The sequence below is a fragment of the Flavobacterium hercynium genome, from assembly GCF_002217285.1.
GTDB lineage: Bacteria > Bacteroidota > Bacteroidia > Flavobacteriales > Flavobacteriaceae > Flavobacterium > Flavobacterium hercynium.
Window position 1 is genome coordinate 275,546 of the sequence record NZ_MUGW01000002.1, and the last position, 18,010, is coordinate 293,555.

General features: G+C 34.2%; 12 protein-coding genes and 2 tRNA genes. 4 read left to right on the plus strand and 10 right to left on the minus strand.

The genetic code is table 11. The features are described 5' to 3' along the window. Positions 1-22: 22 nt before the first annotated feature. Both B0A66_RS01535 and B0A66_RS01540 read right to left on the minus strand, forming a co-directional pair. The gene (locus B0A66_RS01535; protein WP_089048079.1) at positions 23-3,082 is read right to left on the minus strand and encodes a TAT-variant-translocated molybdopterin oxidoreductase; all 3,060 of its coding nucleotides are present in this window, start codon (positions 3,080-3,082) and stop codon (positions 23-25) included. A 33-nt stretch (positions 3,083-3,115) separates the two neighbouring features. Continuing rightward, complete coding sequence (locus tag B0A66_RS01540; RefSeq protein WP_089048080.1) at positions 3,116-4,444, minus strand: c-type cytochrome; 1,329 nt, start codon at positions 4,442-4,444, stop codon at positions 3,116-3,118. Positions 4,445-4,662: 218 nt separating this feature from the next. Here B0A66_RS01540 and B0A66_RS01545 point away from each other — a divergent pair, with 218 nt between their 5' ends. Beyond that, positions 4,663-5,052: an SPOR domain-containing protein gene (locus B0A66_RS01545; protein ID WP_089048081.1), complete on the plus strand. Its 390-nt coding sequence runs from the start codon at positions 4,663-4,665 to the stop codon at positions 5,050-5,052. Positions 5,053-5,239: 187 nt separating this feature from the next. Here the strand turns inward: B0A66_RS01545 and infB are convergent, their stop codons facing one another. The 3 genes from infB to rimP are packed head-to-tail and all read right to left on the minus strand — an operon-like array spanning position 5,240 to position 9,899. Then, a complete protein-coding gene (infB, locus tag B0A66_RS01550) occupies positions 5,240-8,125 on the minus strand; it encodes a translation initiation factor IF-2 (protein WP_089048082.1) in 2,886 nt (961 codons plus the stop codon). A 48-nt stretch (positions 8,126-8,173) separates the two neighbouring features. Continuing rightward, entirely contained in the window at positions 8,174-9,421 is a 1,248-nt protein-coding gene (nusA, locus tag B0A66_RS01555; protein WP_089048083.1) for a transcription termination factor NusA, read from the minus strand. A 13-nt stretch (positions 9,422-9,434) separates the two neighbouring features. Further along, on the minus strand, positions 9,435-9,899 hold the full coding sequence (rimP, locus tag B0A66_RS01560; RefSeq protein ID WP_165766568.1) for a ribosome assembly cofactor RimP: 465 nt from the start codon (positions 9,897-9,899) through the stop codon (positions 9,435-9,437). Positions 9,900-10,073: 174 nt separating this feature from the next. Between rimP and B0A66_RS01565 the strand changes: the two genes are divergently transcribed. Further along, entirely contained in the window at positions 10,074-10,898 is an 825-nt protein-coding gene (locus B0A66_RS01565) for a universal stress protein (RefSeq protein ID WP_089048085.1), read from the plus strand. A 60-nt stretch (positions 10,899-10,958) separates the two neighbouring features. Here B0A66_RS01565 and B0A66_RS01570 read toward each other — a convergent pair. The 3 genes from B0A66_RS01570 to B0A66_RS01580 form a co-directional block, all read right to left on the minus strand. Further along, a tRNA-Gln gene (locus B0A66_RS01570) sits at positions 10,959-11,029 on the minus strand. 402 nt (positions 11,030-11,431) lie between these two features. Beyond that, positions 11,432-11,836, minus strand: coding sequence for a helix-turn-helix domain-containing protein (locus B0A66_RS01575; RefSeq protein WP_089048086.1), 405 nt, complete (start codon positions 11,834-11,836; stop codon positions 11,432-11,434). A 170-nt stretch (positions 11,837-12,006) separates the two neighbouring features. Further along, positions 12,007-12,077 (minus strand) — tRNA-Gln (locus B0A66_RS01580). A gap of 245 nt (positions 12,078-12,322) precedes the next feature. On the opposite strand from B0A66_RS01580, the gene B0A66_RS01585 reads away from it, so the two are divergent. Both B0A66_RS01585 and B0A66_RS01590 read left to right on the plus strand, forming a co-directional pair. Continuing rightward, positions 12,323-15,604, plus strand: a complete 3,282-nt coding sequence (locus B0A66_RS01585; RefSeq protein WP_089048087.1) for a glycosyltransferase family 117 protein — start codon at positions 12,323-12,325, stop codon at positions 15,602-15,604. Positions 15,605-15,697: 93 nt separating this feature from the next. Continuing rightward, positions 15,698-16,336: a polysaccharide deacetylase family protein gene (locus B0A66_RS01590; protein WP_089048088.1), complete on the plus strand. Its 639-nt coding sequence runs from the start codon at positions 15,698-15,700 to the stop codon at positions 16,334-16,336. A 29-nt stretch (positions 16,337-16,365) separates the two neighbouring features. Here the strand turns inward: B0A66_RS01590 and B0A66_RS01595 are convergent, their stop codons facing one another. Both B0A66_RS01595 and B0A66_RS01600 read right to left on the minus strand, forming a co-directional pair. Next, positions 16,366-16,668: a thioredoxin family protein gene (locus B0A66_RS01595; protein ID WP_089048089.1), complete on the minus strand. Its 303-nt coding sequence runs from the start codon at positions 16,666-16,668 to the stop codon at positions 16,366-16,368. A 73-nt stretch (positions 16,669-16,741) separates the two neighbouring features. Beyond that, positions 16,742-17,977, minus strand: a complete 1,236-nt coding sequence (locus tag B0A66_RS01600) for a metallophosphoesterase (RefSeq protein WP_089048090.1) — start codon at positions 17,975-17,977, stop codon at positions 16,742-16,744. Positions 17,978-18,010 lie beyond the last annotated feature (33 nt).

Below are 18,010 nucleotides of genomic sequence, written 5' to 3' on the forward strand. Positions count from 1 at the left end.
TTGTTTCTTATTAATAATTATACTAAGTATTTCTAACTTTTACATGATAGAAAACATTCGGTTTAGTACCAACATGCTCTAATAAATGATACATTCTTTCGCTTTCTGCTAATTTAGCAACCTGGCTTTCTTTATCATTAACATCTCCAAATACCATTGCTCCAGAAGAACAAGCAGCTGAACATGCACAAGCATTATTGAATTCATCTTTTGCAACCTCTCTACCTTGACGTTTTGCCTCAAGAATAACAGCTTGCGTGCTTTGAATACAGAATGAACATTTTTCCATCACTCCACGTGAACGAACGTTTACATCTGGGTTTAACACCATACGACCTAAATCATCATTCATGTGATAATCGAATTCACTGTTTTTGTTGTACAAGAACCAGTTGAAACGACGAACTTTATACGGACAGTTGTTTGCACAATAACGAGTTCCAACACATCTGTTGTATGCCATGTGGTTTTGACCTTGGCGACCGTGAGATGTTGCAGCAACAGGACAAACTGTTTCACACGGTGCGTGGTTACAGTGTTGACACATTACTGGTTGGAAAGCAACCTGAGGATTGTCTCCTGGTTTTTCCATTTCATTAAATGTAGATAATGAACTAGATAAACCTGCAATATTTTCTTTTCTTTCGTTATCTCCTTCAAAAGTACTTTCAGAAGAATAGTATCTGTCAATACGCAACCAGTGCATATCACGGCTTCTTCTAACTTCAGCTTTACCAACAACTGGAACGTTGTTTTCAGCATGACAAGCAATAACACATGCTCCACATCCTGTACAAGCATTTAAGTCAATTGAAAGGTTAAAGTGGTGCCCAGTAGAACGATCAAATGATTCCCATAAATCTACAGTAGTAGCTTCTACTTCCTGGTGATCTAATGATACCATTGGTTGTTCGTTCCAATGTTTAGCATCTTGAGTATTAAAGATCTCTAAAGTAGTTTCTTTAATGATATCTCCTCTACCCATTAATGTTTTCTGTCCTTGAACACAAGCAAACTCATGCTCTCCACTTGCTTTTGCAATGGTAACAGATTGAACACTATTGAAGTTTTTATATAAAGCGTAAGCATTTAAACCTACTTGCATTTCTTCTTTTAAAGCCGCTTTACGACCATAACCAACAGCTAAACCAACTGTTCCAACAGCTTGTCCTGGCTGAACAATTACTGGAACTTTCTCTAATTTTAAACCGTCAGCAGTAGTAATTGTAGCATAACTTCCGTTTAAACCTCCGTTTGCAACAATTTCGTTTACTAAACCGAATTTTTTAGCATCTTCGTTAGAAACTGTAACGTAGTTATCCCATGAAACTCTAGTAATTGGATCTGGAAACTCTTGCAACCAAGGGTTGTTTGCTTGTTGTCCATCTCCCATACCTGTTTTAGTGTAAAGGATTAACTCTAAATTATCTGTCGGTGCAGATTTAGCAACCGCTTTTGCAGCAGAAGCAGAATCAAAAGCTCCAGCAGTTAATGCTGTAGATCCAACAACTAAAACACCATCATGTAAAACTTTATTCCAAGAAGATCCAACAGCAACAGCAGCTGAATTAACTTTTAAATAATCGTAAAAAGTTCCTGCAACTCCGTTTAATGACAATAAAACATCTTGAAATTGTTTTGTATTGAATATCGGACGAATAGTTGGCTGTGTTAAGCTGTATGTTCCTTTAGTAATTTCTACATCACCCCATGATTCTAAATAGTGAGGTGCAGGTGCAGCAATTGTAGTAATAGAAGCAGTTTCATCTTCTTTTAAAGAGAAAGCAACTGAAGTTTTTACTTTTTTCAATCCATCAACAAAAGAAGCTGAATTTGCTAAAGTATAAACTGGATTAACTCCACTCATAATTAAAGTATGAACACTTCCAGCATTCATATCTTTTACTAACTGAGCAACAACAGTATTAGAACCTTTTCTAATTTGTCTTGTTCCTGCAGTACTAAAAGCTTCACTTGCTAGTGCCTGGTTGATAGCTAATACTAACAATTGAGCATTTACATCTTCGATTCCAGAAACTAAAACTCCTTTAGAACCTGCAGCTTTTAATTGTTGAGCAGCTTTCACTACTTCAGCTTTGTAAGCTCCTGTTAAAACAACAGGAATAGAAGCTCCAACAACAATGTTATATATTTGAACCAGTGCTTGCTTTTGATTATCAACGGTCATTGGGACACGTCTGTCAGCAGCAGCTCCTGATAATGTCATATTTGATTCGAACTGAAAATGACGAGACATTTTTCCGTTTTGAGGAATACGTCCTTGTGCATATCCAGCATCATATCCACCACCTTGCCAGTCTCCTAAGAAATCAGCTCCAACAGATACAATTAAAGATGCTTTTGAAAAATCGTAATCAACTAAAGCTCTTTCACCATAAACTGTTTGGAATGCATCTAATGCGTCAGATGAAGAAACTGCATCATAAACAACATGTTTTGCATTTGGGTTTTTAGCGATAAATTCGCCAATTAATTTTTCTGTAGATGGACTCGCTAATGTATTAGTTAATAATACAACTTGTCCTCCTTTTGCTTTTGCATCAGCAAGACTTGATTTAATTTTTAAATCAACAGCTGACCAGCTGCTATCTTTTCCTTCCAATTTAGGTTCTTTCAAACGCATACTATCATATAATGATAAAATAGAAGCGTGAATTCTAGCATTGGCTGAAAACTTAGCACCAGAAATGGTATTGTTTTCAATTTTAATTGGACGACCCTCACGAGTTTTTACTAATAAGTTAGCAAAATCAAAACCATCAAAAACAGTTGTTGCATAATAATCTGCAACACCAGGAATGATTTGTTCTGGTTGTAACACATAAGGTATAGACTTGTGAACAGGGCCTTCGCATGCTGCAAGCGTTACCGCTGCAGTACTAAACCCTACGTACTTTAAAAAGTCACGACGTGAAGTTCCAGATGAAGCTAATGCATCTGCATTTCCTAAGAATTCATCAGTAGGAATTTCTTCAACAAATTCGTTATTTCTAAGCGCCTCAACAATAGAACTATTTTCTAGTTCCTCAACACTTTTCCAGTATTTTTTGTTTGATGACATGTGTATATAAATATTAAAATCTTAATAATTCGATTAATAGTGGCATTTACCGCATTCTAAACCTCCCATTTGCGCTGCAGTCAATTTTTCTACACCGTATTTTTTAGAAAGTTCAGCATGAATTTTATCATAGTATGCATTTCCTTCCATCTTAACATCAGTTTTTCTATGGCAATCAATACACCATCCCATTGTTAATTGAGAGTATTGCTTCATGATTTCAAATTCCTGCACTGGACCGTGACAAGTTTGACATTCAACACCTGCAACAGAAACGTGTTGTGAGTGATTGAAATAAACAAAGTCAGGCAAATTATGAATACGAACCCATTTTACAGGTTGTGTTTTTCCTGTATAAGCTTGCTTAGCTTTATCCCATCCAACAGCATCATATAACTTTTGGATTTGAGCATCGTAAAATGCTTTGCTGTACTCTGGAGTAGCTGTAGTTTCAGCAACTTCAGAAATATTTTTATGACAGTTCATACAAACATTTAATGACGGAATACCAGCATTTTTACTTACACGAGCAGCAGAGTGACAATATTTACAATTGATCTCGTTGTCTCCAGCGTGTATTTTATGAGAGTAGTGAATTGGCTGAATTGGCTCATAGTTCTGATCTACACCAACTTGCATCAAGAATCCGTACACAAAGTAACCACTTGCTAAAAGTAAAAATATAGCTGTAACCAGTACTAAGAATTGATTTCTTGCAAAAGCTTTCCAGATTGGAATTCTAGCTTCTTTAGGAGCAACTACAATACCATTATTACTTGCTACTTTAGTCAATACTTTGTTTACCATAAACAACATAACAACTAAAATTGCCATAACAAGAGCAAGAGCACCTAATATAATGTTATTAGAAATACCGCTTCCCTCTTGAACACCACCCGTTGGCAATGCTCCAGGAGCACCAGCAGCAGGTTCTGCTTTTGGCTCAGAAGTATAAGCGATAATATTATCAATATCACCTTCTGATAATTGAGGAAATGAAGTCATTACTGACTTATTATTTTCTTCAAACAATTTAACTGCAGCAGGATCTCCTGCTTTAATCATCTCAGAACTATTGTGAATCCACTTGTAAAGCCAAGCCATTTCGTGCTTTGCAGCAACTCCTCTTAAAGCAGGACCTGTTGATTTAGCATCTAGTTTGTGACATGCAGCGCAATTTGCATTAAAAAGTTCTTTCCCTTTTACTGGATCACCACCTGCAGTTGCAGCCGGAGCAGCAGCATCAGGTGCTGCAGGAGCAGCAGCTTCTTGAGCAAATGAGCTTAGGGAGAAAATCATCGTTAGCGATAAGCTAAGGAATAATTTTCTTGAGATCGAATTATGGTTACCCACCTTTTTCATATAGTATAAAATTATCTACTAATTTTTGGTATGATTTTTTCTGTAATAAACACAGCAAAACCTAACACCTTTTTTTAAAACTTGCACAAAAATACGACTTATGAACTATTCTCAAAACCTTAAAATACTCTTAAATATCAATTTATATCAATTCTAAATAATATTGAATTTTTTGATATAAATTTTAAATACTATTTTTGCATAAAAACCATCACATTATGAGAATTTTAACCCCGTCCAAGAGCGTTTTATTAACTTTATTCATTGTCACTTTAGCAAATACCATTAATGCTCAAGATCAAAATTTAACAGTTAATCAAGACCCTAAATTCGAACAGCTTTTAAACACTAAACGCAAAATTAACACGTCGATAAGCACAAACGATACTTATAAAATTCAAATATTCAGCGGAAAGAGCGAAGAAGCAAAAAAGACGCTGAATGACTTTAAAAGAGAATATACTGACATCGATGGCACTATCATTTTCAACACTCCTAATTACAAAGTATGGGTTGGAAATTTCAGAACAAGAATAGAGGCCGAACGTAATTTAGCAGACATCAAGAAAAGATACACTAGCGTGTTTTTGATCAAACCAAGTAAATAAAAACATAAGCCGCTTTATTAGCGGCTTTTTTTATGCCTTAACGTCAAAAAAACTAAATCTAGCATTAGTCATACAAATAAGAAATAATCGCTTAAAACAACACCAATCCCCCATAAAACATTAACTAAATTGTACAAACAAAAAAGTCCCAATTTTCATTGGGACTTTTTTAATTTATATCGAAATTTTATTTCAATTTCTTTTTAATAGCAACTTCATGGTACGCTTCAATAACATCTCTTTCTTCGATGTCATTATATCCTTTAATCTGGATACCACAATCGTAACCTTTAGAAACTTCTCTAACATCATCTTTGAAACGTTTCAATGCCACAAGCTCACCTGTATGCACCACTACTCCTTCTCTGATAACTCGTATTTTAGAAGTTCTCATAATTTTACCATCCATCACCATACAACCAGCGATTGAACCCACTTTAGAAATTTTGAATATCTCACGAATTTCAGCAGTTCCTAAAATTTCTTCTTTCATTTCAGGAGCTAACATTCCTTCCATTGCATCTTTCAAGTCATCGATAGCAGCGTAGATAATAGAATAGTAACGGATATCGATTTCTTCTTTATCTGCAAGCTGTCTCGCATTTCCAGCAGGACGAACGTTAAATCCAATAATGATTGCATCAGAAGCAGAAGCCAACATAACGTCAGTTTCAGTAATCGCTCCAACACCTTTATGGATAATATTAATTTGAATTTCTTCAGTAGAAAGTTTAGAGAACGAATCTGATAATGCTTCAACAGATCCATCAACGTCTCCTTTAAGGATCACGTTCAATTCTTTAAACTGACCAAGAGCAATACGACGACCAATTTCATCAAGTGTAATGTGTCTTTGTGTACGTACTGATTGTTCACGCATTAATTGAGAACGTTTAGATGCAATTTGTTTCGCTTCTTTTTCGTCTTCAAATACATTGAACTTATCACCCGCAGTTGCAGCTCCATCTAAACCAAGAACTGATACCGGAGTAGAAGGTCCAGCTTCTTTTACAATATGTCCACGTTCATCATGCATAGCTTTAATTTTACCATGATGCTTACCAGCCAACATATAATCTCCTACTTTTAAAGTTCCGTGTTGAACTAATATTGTAGAAACGTATCCTTTTCCTTTATCTAAAAATGCCTCAACAACAGTTCCTTGAGCAGCTTTATTAGGATTAGATTTCAAATCTAAGATTTCAGCCTCTAACAATACTTTTTCTAATAATTCTTTTACACCTGTACCAACTTTAGCAGAGATATCGTGTGATTGGATTTTTCCACCCCAATCTTCAACTAATAAATTCATACTTGCCAAACGCTCTTTGATTTTTTCAACATTAGCATTTGGTTTATCAATTTTATTGATAGCAAATATAATTGGCACACCCGCAGCTTGTGCGTGTGAAATTGCCTCTTTTGTTTGTGGCATGATATCATCATCCGCAGCAACAACAATAATAGCAATATCGGTTACCTGAGCTCCACGCGCACGCATAGCGGTAAACGCCTCGTGACCCGGTGTATCTAAGAAAGCAATCTTTTGACCATTATCTAAAGTTACTCCATAAGCTCCAATGTGCTGTGTAATACCTCCTGACTCACCAGCGATAACATTTTCTTTACGGATATAATCCAGTAAAGATGTTTTACCGTGATCGACGTGACCCATTACAGTAACAATCGGCGCTCTAACAACTAAATCTTCTTCTTTATCTTCTACTACTTCAATAGCCTCTTCGATATCTACTGTAATAAACTCAACTTCGTAACCAAACTCATCAGCTACAATAGTTAATGTTTCAGCATCTAAACGTTGGTTCATGGTAACCATGATACCAAGAGACATACAAGTTCCAATTACTTTAGTAATCGGCACATCCATCATAATTGCAATTTCACCTACAGTAACAAATTCAGTAACTTTAATTGTTTTACTTCCTTCGTCAAGTGCTCTTTGCTCTTCATCAGATTTCTGACGGTGCGTATCTCTTTTATCTCTTCTGTATTTAGCAGCTTTTGATTTACCACCTTTACCTTGAAGTTTTTCAAGAGTTTCTCTAATTTGGTTTTTTACTTCCTCTTCTGTAGGCTCAACTTTAGCCACAATCGCAGGACGATTACCTTTTACAAAACCAGGTCTTGCACTTCTATTAGCATTAAAACCTCCACCACCAGTATTTGGCGTAATCTTATTAGGATTTGGAGTTCCCGGAGCATTTCCTGTAGCAGGTTTTTGTGCACCCGGAGTTCCTGGTTTAGGAATAATTCTTTTACGCTTATTTTTATTAGCGTTATTTGCCGCACCCGGAGTTCCAGGTTTATTTGGCGTTATCTTAGGATCTTCTTTCTTTTTCTTAGGCTTATTAAATTGAGATAAATCAATTGTTTGCCCAGTAAGTGTAGTTCCTGATAATTTTTGATATTGTGTAGTGATCGTTTCCTCAGCAGTTGTAGGATCAGTTGACACAATTGGCTCCTGTGCTGTTTTAGGCGCTTCTACTTTCACTTCTTTTACTTCTTTTTTCTCAGCAACAACAGGTTTTTCAACCTTTTTTTCCTCAGAAACTACAGGAGCTGTTTGCTCAGGCTGTACTGCTTCTTTTTGGACAGGTTTTTCTTCTTGAGATGGAGTAACAACAACTTTAGGTTCTTCCGCTTTAACCGGCTCCTCAACTGGAGGCGCAACGACTGCAGGCTTTTTAGGATTCAAATCAATTTTACCTACTTGAACAGGACCTGTTACAACAGCTTTCGCTTTTATAATTTCTTGTTGTTTTTGGCGCTCCTCTTCTTGTCTGCGTTTGTCTTCAATTTCTTTCTCACGTTCAACACGTAATGCCTCTTTTTCTTTTCTTTTCTCTTCTCCTACCTCTTTAGAAGCTTCCTTATTCCCCTTATCGCCCGCAAATTGGCTTTGTAGGATATTAAATTCGCTATCAGAAATTTTCGCATTTGGATTTGCATCAATAGCAATTCCCTTATCTTTTAGATAATCAACAGCTCTTTCTAACGAAATATTTAATTCCCTTAAAACCTTGTTTATTCTTATTACTCTCTCTTCAGACATATAACCTTTTTATTATTACCTTTTTCGTTGTGTTGTTAGAGCAGATAACTAGCTATCAAACTCTTCTTTTAGTATTTTCATAACATCAAGAATAGTTTCCTCTTCTAAATCTGTTCTTCTTACTAAATCTTCTACTTCTTGCTTTAAGATACTTCTAGCTGTATCTAAACCAATTTTTGCAAATTCTTCTATTACCCAGCCTTCAATTTCATCTGAAAACTCAGTTAATTCAACGTCGTCATCTTCACCACTAGCAACATCACCTTCTCTGATGACATCTAACTCGTAACCTGTTAACTGACCCGCTAATTTTATATTATGCCCACCTCTACCAATTGCTTTAGAAACTTCTTCTAATTTCAAGAAAACTTCAGCTCTTTTGTTTTCTTCATCAATTTTGATAGAAGAAACTTTAGCAGGACTTAAAGCTCTCGTAATAAACAATTGGATATTGTTTGTATAATTGATTACATCAATATTCTCGTTTCCTAACTCACGAACGATTCCGTGGATACGAGATCCTTTCATACCAACACATGCTCCAACAGGATCAATTCTGTCATCGTATGAATCTACAGCTACTTTTGCTTTTTCACCAGGAATACGTACTACGTTTTTAACCATAATTAAACCGTCAAAAACTTCCGGAATTTCTTGCTCAAACAATTTCTCTAAGAACTTTTCAGAAGTTCTAGACATAATAATTTGAGGTTTATTTCCTTTTAATTCAACACTTTCAATGATTCCACGAACGTTATCTCCTTTACGGAAAAAGTCAGATGGAATTTGTTTTTCTTTTGGAAGTACAATTTCATTTCCTTCATCATCCACAAGGATAACTACTCTAGGACGAACGTGATGCACTTCTGCAGTATAAATATCACCAATAATATCTTTAAATTGCTTGTAAAGATTTGTATTATCGTGTTCGTGAATTTTAGATATTAAGTTTTGGCGTAAAGCCAAAATAGCTCTTCTTCCTAAATCAATTAATTTTACCTCTTCAGAAACTTCTTCACCAATTTCAAAATCCGCTTCAATCATTCTCGCTTCAGTCAAGGTAATTTCCTCGTTTTCAAAATCCAGATCTTCATCAGCAACGATTACTCTTCTTCTCCATATCTCCATATCTCCTTTATCAGGATTTATAATAATGTCAAAGTTATCATCAGAACCGTATTTTTTCTTCAATGCATTTCTAAAAACGTCCTCTAAAATTGCCATAAGCGTTACACGATCAATAAGTTTATTATCTTTAAACTCTGAGAATGAATCGATTAATGCTAAATTTTCCATGCGAATTCTTTAATTAAAATGTTACTGTAACAATTGCCTCTTTAATTTCTGTATAAGGTATTTGTTGCTCTTTTTGAACTGTTTCTTTTCCTTTTCCTACTTTTTTCGGTTCTCGTGCTTTCCAAGACAAAATTATAAAAACATCGTTAGCTTCCACTAATTCTGCTTCAATTTTTTCAGTTTTTGTAGTAACAATCAATGTTCTACCTACATTTTTAACGTATTGTCTTGTCATTTTCAAAGGAGATCCTACTCCAACCGATGCCACTTCAAGAGAAAAATCCTGCTCTTCACGATCCAGATTATTCTCAATTGCACGACTAATATCGATACAATCCTGCAAGGCTACTCCATTATCTCCGTCTAAACCTACACTAATTTTGAAAGAATCAGAAATAGCCAGATCAATCAAGAAAATTGATGGCTTTTCTAAAAGAGCTTCCGTAATTAATTCGTTTACTTTTTCTTTAAATGTCATAATTTTATAAAAAGAGGGGACACTTAGTCCCCTCATTATTTAGATTTTAATAAATAACGGTGCAAATATAGTGTTTTTTTTATAAATCAAAATAAATACATTGCTCTAAAAATATTTTCTATCTTTATCAATACTATAAAACAACAGAAATTTATATTATTAAATCCCAAAAACATGAAAAGAATCTTAGTACCTACCGACTTCTCAGACCACGCAGAAGACGCATTAAAAGTGGCTGCACAAATTGCGAAGAAGAACAATTGCGAAATTATTATCTTACACATGCTTGATTTACCACATCAATCAAACGATGCGGTTACAGGAGGAACAAGTATTCCGGAAACCATGCTTTTTATGAAAAAAGCAAACGAAACACTTGACGCCGTTTCATCAAAACCATTTTTAGACGGTATCGAGATAACATTAGTAGCAAAAATAGACAAACCAATTCACGGCATCGTACAAGTAAGTAAAGATTACGATGTAGATTTAATTGTAATGGGTTCTCATGGTTCTTCAGGAATGGAAGAATTACTAATTGGATCTAATACCGAAAAAGTAGTTCGTTATTCTGACATTCCCGTTTTAGTAATCAAAAATGACGTTGGAGATTTTAGCGCCGCCAATATCGTTTTTGCATCCGATTTTTCAGATGAAACTAAAAAACCATTCGAACAGCTTTTAAAATTCAGCAAACTTTACAATTCAAAAATACATTTAGTAACAATTTGCACACCAAATAGCTTCAAACCTACGCATGCTATTGAAAAAACAATGAAGGAATTTGTCTCTCATTTTAACCTGACAAATTACGCAACACATATTTATAACGACATTAATATTGAAAAAGGAATTACAAACTTTTCAAATAGTATCGATAGCGACATCATTGGAATGTGCACACACGGAAGAACAGGCTTCTCTCACTTCTTCAACGGAAGCATAAGTGAAGGCTTAGTAAACCACGCCATCAAACCTGTACTTACTTTCAAAATTTAAGCAGATCTAAAACTTAAATTTATTGCATAAAAAAAGCCTCTCAAATGAGAGGCTTTTATGTTGGTCTACAAGGACTCGAACCTTGAAAGACTGCACCAAAAACAGTTGTGTTACCATTACACCATAGACCAGCAGTGCTGTTAAGCGAGTGCAAATTTAAAGCTTTTTTTAGTTTACGCAAATTTTTTATTTCTAAAATGCATTTAAAAATATTTTACATCTAAAATTAGCTCAAGTTTCAATCCCAATATCTGACTTTTAGTTCCTAACTTAATTCAATGAGTCAACCTTTTACACATCTAAAAACAGATTGAACCTTACAATAAAAAAATCATTATTTATTTTACAGATTGCGCTAATCCATACCCCGCTCAACGATGTGTTCTTTCCTACGCTGCGCAAATCTCTCTGACTTTGCCCCATTTTCGATAAAAATAATTGACGAATAGAAACTACACAAAGTCTTTGAATTTCAAAAAAAAAGCTCAACCAAACAGTTGAGCCTTAGATATGAATAAAAATTACCTCGGAATCTATTTATTAATTAATTTCTCAAGCCTTGCCATCATTTCATCTTTCTCTTTTAGCATGCGCTCGAATAAAGCAATTTTCTCTTCGTGAAGTTTTTTGATATCCTCAATCGGATTGTTATTAAAAACTTCAATTCTGTTATTAAACATTGCATTATCAGAGAAATTACAAGAAATTAAATTCACTACTGGTTCCTCATTAAAATTCTGAAACGCTTGAACAGGAATTTTTAAAACATCTGAGATTTGTTTAAGCAGATTATCCTCAATTACATCTTTTTGCTCCAGCATAGAAATTTTCTTTTGATCCCATTCTTCTCCCAGATCAAAAGCCAATGTCTCTTGTTTGATGCCAAGCATTTCTCTAAAACGTTTTACGTTTCTTCCCTGATGTATTTTTTGTTCCATAATAAGTGTCAATTTTTTGAAAGCGCAACGAAAAAGCGGTTTCAATTAAAAAGTTTGATGGTTACATCTAAAAAAAAGATCCTGTAAAAATCTCATTTTCTTAAATTTATAGACCAGAACTTCTTTAACTTTACCGCATAAAAAAAGCCTCTCGAATGAGAGGCTTTATGTTGGTCTACAAGGACTCGAACCTTGAAAGACTGCACCAAAAACAGTTGTGTTACCATTACACCATAGACCAGCAGTGCTGTTAAGCGAGTGCAAATTTAAAACTTTTTTTAGTTCGCACAAACTTTTTGATAAAAAAAATTCATTTTTCTTTGATTTCTTTTCCTAAAAACCACCAATCAAACTCCAAACAATTCAAGAACAATACATTACTCCATACAAATAGTTTTGTAGAATTTTTTGTTAATGGTCGTTTCTTTACACAAAAAAACATTTTCTTTGTAGAATAGAAAACATACAAAATTTTAACACCTAAATATGGCACAATTCAATTTCAATAAATGGAATACAATTATTGGTTGGTTTGCATTTGCAATCGCTTTAACTACTTATACACTAACTGTTGAACCTACAATGAGCTTTTGGGATTGTGGTGAATACATCGCTACAGCAGCTAAATTAGAAGTTGGACACCCTCCTGGAGCACCACTTTACCAAATGATGGGTGCTTTCTTTGCAATGTTCGCTATAGACAAGGAGCATATCGCTTTAATGGTAAATATGATGTCTGTGTTTTCAAGTGCATTTACAATTTTATTTATGTTCTGGTCATCGTCTATGATTTTGAAAAAGATGATTGCCCGTTTTTCTGAAATTAATCAAAATAACTCTATTGTTATTTTAGGAAGTTCTTTTGTTGGAGCTCTTGCTTATACTTTCTCAGACAGTTTTTGGTTCAATGCTGTTGAAGCGGAAGTTTACGCTATGGCTTCTTTATTAATCGCTTTACTTTTTTGGCTTGGCCTGCGTTGGGAACAAGACATGGATACACCAAGAGGTAACAAATGGTTATTGATCATATCGCTTGTTGTTGGTCTGTCGTTTGGTGTTCACTTTATGGCATTATTAACCATTCCTGCAATTGGTTTTCTATACTACTTCAAACATTACGAAAAAGTTACTATAAAGAATTTCATCATCGCAAATGCTGTTGTAATTGCGATATTATTGTTTATTTTTAAATTACTATTACCTCTTACCATGGCTTTCTTCGGTAAAACCGAAATTTTTATGGTAAACAGCATGGGATTACCGTTTAACTCAGGAACTATTTTTGTTGGATTACTTTTTATTGCATTCTTCTATTTTGGATTAAAATTCACAAAGCAAAAAGGATTAATATTCTACAACACAATCATTCTTTGTATTTTATTTATTTTAATTGGTTTCTCAACCTGGATGATGCTTCCGGTTCGTGCTAATGCTAATACCGTAATCAACGAAAACAAACCATCTGATGCTACAGAGGTTTTAGCTTATTACAATCGTGAGCAGTATGGTGTAAATCCTTTATTTTACGGGCCTCAATACACTGAAGTTTTTGCCGGATTAGATGCAAAAACACCTTACCTGGATAAAAATCCTAACTACGAGAGAGATTATAAAACCGGTAAATACATTATTACCAATAATTATAAAAATGCTGAGCAAAACAGCGACGACAATCAGAAAACTTTTCTTCCTAGAATGTGGAGTACTGATACTGGTCACATACAAAACTACATCAGCTTTACAAATCCTCCTAAATTCAGAATAAATCCTAATTACCCTTACGAAGATGATTTGGGGAAATATGGAGTTGATGCAAGTCAATTAGATGAAGAAGAATACAACAAGGCTATTGCACAACTACGTAATGAAGTAGAGAAAACGGTATCTGAATTCAGAACTGCTTATGCTCAAAAAAATATTGACAACGAAGGGTATATTAAATTCTTAAGAAGTTATGGTGACTATTTAATTATTGAAAAACCAACTACTACAGACAACTTTAGCTTTATGTTCGAATACCAATTCGGATATATGTACTGGAGATACCTAATGTGGAATTTTGTTGGACGCCAAAGCGATGTTCAGGGGAAATACGATAATTTAGATGGAAACTGGATCAGCGGTATTAAAGCGCTGGATTCTTTACACCTTGGATCTCAAGACAACTTACCTTCTGATGTTTTAAACAACAAAGGAAGAAATGTTTATTATTTCCTTCCTTTTATTCTTGGTTTAATTGGACTTATGTACCATGCTAACAAAGACCTTAAAAGCTTTTACGTTCTTTTAGCTTTGTTTTTATTTACCGGAATTGCTTTAAAAATATACTTAAACGAAAGACCTTTTGAGCCTCGTGAAAGAGATTACGCTCTTGTAGGATCGTTTTATGTTTTTGCAATATGGATTGGCTTTGGAGTTTATTCATTATACGAAAGCATTCAGAAATATATTGCTCCAAAAATTGCAGGACCAATCATAATCGGTGCTACTTTATTAGCTGCTCCCGTTTTAATGGCATCTCAAAACTGGGATGATCATGACAGATCTAACAAACGCACGGCTGTAGCAATGGCAAAAGCGTATTTAGACTCTTGCGATAAAAATGCTATTCTATTTACTATTGGAGACAATGACACTTTCCCATTATGGTATGCACAAGAAATTGAGCATTTTAGAACAGATGTAAAAATCGTTAATACAAGTCTTTTCATGACTGATTGGTATATCGATCAAATGAAAGCGAAATCATACGAATCTGACCCACTTCCTATTTCTTTTACTCATGAAGAATTCGTAGGAGACAAATTAGATTATGTTGCTCATATTCCTAAAATAGAAACGAGATGGAATATTAATGACTTTATTAGTTTTATTAAAAACCCTAAATCAACTGTGGGATTACAAAATGGACAAACGATTCATTTTTATCCAACGAATAAAATCAGAGTTACAGTTGACAAAGATTTAATTATTAAAAATAAAGTTGTTGACCCTAAATACAATGATTCTATTGTTCCTTACATGGATATTGATATTAAAGGAAGTGCGATTTACAAAAATCGTTTAATGATGCTTGACATCTTAGCAAACAACAATTGGAAAAGACCAATCTACTTTAGTGGAGGTGCATTTGACGATGAAGATTATTTATGGTTAAAATCATACTTACAATTAGACGGAATGGTGTATAAATTGGTTCCTATCAAAAACACGCCTTCTAAAAATGGAGGACCTATGGATATGGGACAAATCGATGCTGATAAAATGTACAATATTGTAACCAAATGGGATTGGGGTAACAGCGAAAGTGATAAAATTTATCATGATCCTGAAACACGCAGAAACAGCATCACGTATCGTACGAATCTATCTCGTTTAATGAGTAAACTTATTGAAGAAGGTAAAATTGACAAAGCGAAAAACATTATCAATTTAGCGATAACAAAATTACCTTTAGAGAAATATGGCTACTATTCTTTGATAGAGCCTTTTGCAAATGGCTACTATAAAGTTGGTGAAAAAGCAAAAGCTCAGGACTTACTAAATAAGCTTGTGGGAAAATTTAGAGAGAACTTAGATTACTACAAGACCTTAAACGCTGGTGATCAAACGGATTTAGCAATTGATATCATTACAGATATTGAGCGTTACAGAAGTTTATTGCAAGTAATGAAAGAAAACAAGGATGATGCTTTTTACGAAAAACACAAAACAACATTTAATACGTATGTAAATATTTTTGAACGCTTTGGGCGCGAAAAAGAATAATATACGAATAATATAATCATTAAAAAAATGTAGCACTATTGCATAAATAGCGCTACATTTTTTATTTTTACACATCTTTAAAACATTTCCAAAATGAGTTTTTATTGGGTAAAAACAAATTCTTTTATCAAAAGGGTATTTTCTAAATATTGTTGGGACATTCCGAACAAAGAGAAGAAAATATACCTCACTTTTGACGATGGCCCAACTCCAGAAATTACAGATTGGGTTTTGGCAGAATTAAAGAAATTTGACGCAAAGGCAACCTTTTTTTGTATTGGAAAAAACATTAAAGACAATTATTCTTTATTTAAAAAAGTAATAACAGAAGGACATTCTATTGGGAACCACACCATGAATCATCTCAATGGATGGAAAAGTCAAAACAATGATTATATTGAGAATGTAAAAAATTGTGCCGCTATTCTGGCAGAGGAGAAAAACGTAAAACCCTTGCTATTTCGTCCACCTTACGGAAAAATAAAAAAAGCGCAATCTAAAGTTTTACGAAACCTGGGCTATAAGATAATTATGTGGGATGTTTTAAGTGCTGATTTCGATCAGAGTATTACTCCTGAGAAATGCCTTGAAAACGTTATTAAAAACGTAAAATCAGGAAGTGTGATTGTTTTTCATGACAGCATAAAAGCATCGCAAAATCTAAAATTTGCGTTACCTAAAACCCTGCATTTTTTAAAAGAGAAAGGTTTTGCTTTTGATAGTATTCACTAAATACTATCAAAACAAAAAAGAGTATTTCTTTATACTTTAAGCTGATCCTGAACCAAACCAATGATCGTATTCGCATCCAGCTCTCCGGATTGTCTCCAGATCATTTGTCCTTCTTTGTAGATCATTAAAGTAGGAAGCCCTTTAATACGCAAAGCTTCTGCTAATTCCTGATTTTTATCTACATCAATTTTAATGACTTTGGCTTTATCGCCAAGCGCAGCAGCTACATCCTTAATAACAGGATGCATAGATACAGATGATTCGTTCCAATCGGTGTAAAAATCAATTAACACCGGAACTTGTGCATTTATAAGTTCTCCAAATTTTGACATAAAACCAAAAATTTAATTCTTTTTTAATCTATAAAGATATATATATAATTACAAATGTAGCATTTTTAACGAATTAAGCCACATTGTTGCCTTTTTTTAGTTCAATCACCGTTATTTCAGGCATAATTCCTACTCTTCCAGGGTAAGCATGAAATCCAAAACCACGATTTACGTACACGTATCGACCTAGATTTTCGTACAATCCAGCCCATTGTTTATAAATGTATTGTGCCAGGCTCCACTTAAAATATCCTGGAATTTCTATCCCAAATTGCATGCCATGTGTGTGTCCCGACAACGTTAGATGGAAGTTCTTCGGATGTTCTTTTATTTCATATTCCCAGTGGCTTGGATCGTGGCTCATTAAAACCTTGAAATCCTGCTGCGCTACGTGTTGCGAAGCTTTATTTAGATCTCCTGCCTGTTTAAAATTCTGTCCCCAATTCTCTACTCCAATCAGCGCAATTTTATCGGCTCCTTTTTGGATATAGGTGTGTTCATTCAACAAAAGCTTAAATCCGATTTGACCGTAAAGCTTTTTAATATCCTGAAAATTCTCTTCTTTATCTTTTTCTGATGGCCATACAACATATTCACCATAATCGTGATTACCTAAAACGGCAAACTTACCATATTTAAACGCTTTAATTCGGTTAAAAGTATCCAGCCAAGGATGCATTTCAGTAGCGTGCGTATTGACAATATCACCGGTAAACAAAATCATATCTGCTTCCTGCTCATTAATCAAATCAATAGCATAATTTATCTTTTCATGATTATCAAAACTTCCACTATGCACATCAGAGATCTGGGTGATCTTAAACCCGTCAAAAGCATCTGGCAAATCCGGAAAAAAAATGGTTTGTTTTATTACTTTAAAGTTATACTTTCCTTCGAAAATTCCATAAATAATAGACAAAAAAGGTATCGCAGCTAATCCTAATCCGATTTGACTAATAAATTTTCGCCTTGACGGAATGGCATTTGAAGCAGTAGTATTATAAACAAAATAATTTACTATACCCGCTCCTATTCTAAATACATCTTCACCGAATAATACCAATGTAATCACAATTTTAGGAACGTATATCAGCAACAGTAAACCTGTAGTAAACATGAATTGTTTTGTTTGCCCAACTGAACGATCTACTTGTGAGAAAGAATACAAGATAAAAACTAAAAGCAATAAACTTATAATCTGATAACTAACCAAAATCCATCTTAATCTAATTAGAGTACGAAAGGCCTGGTACGAATAAAACTCAATAAAAAGAATAAGAGCACAAAGAATTATAAAACGAATGATCATTGGTTATAGTTTTAAGCAAAGTAACAAAGAATG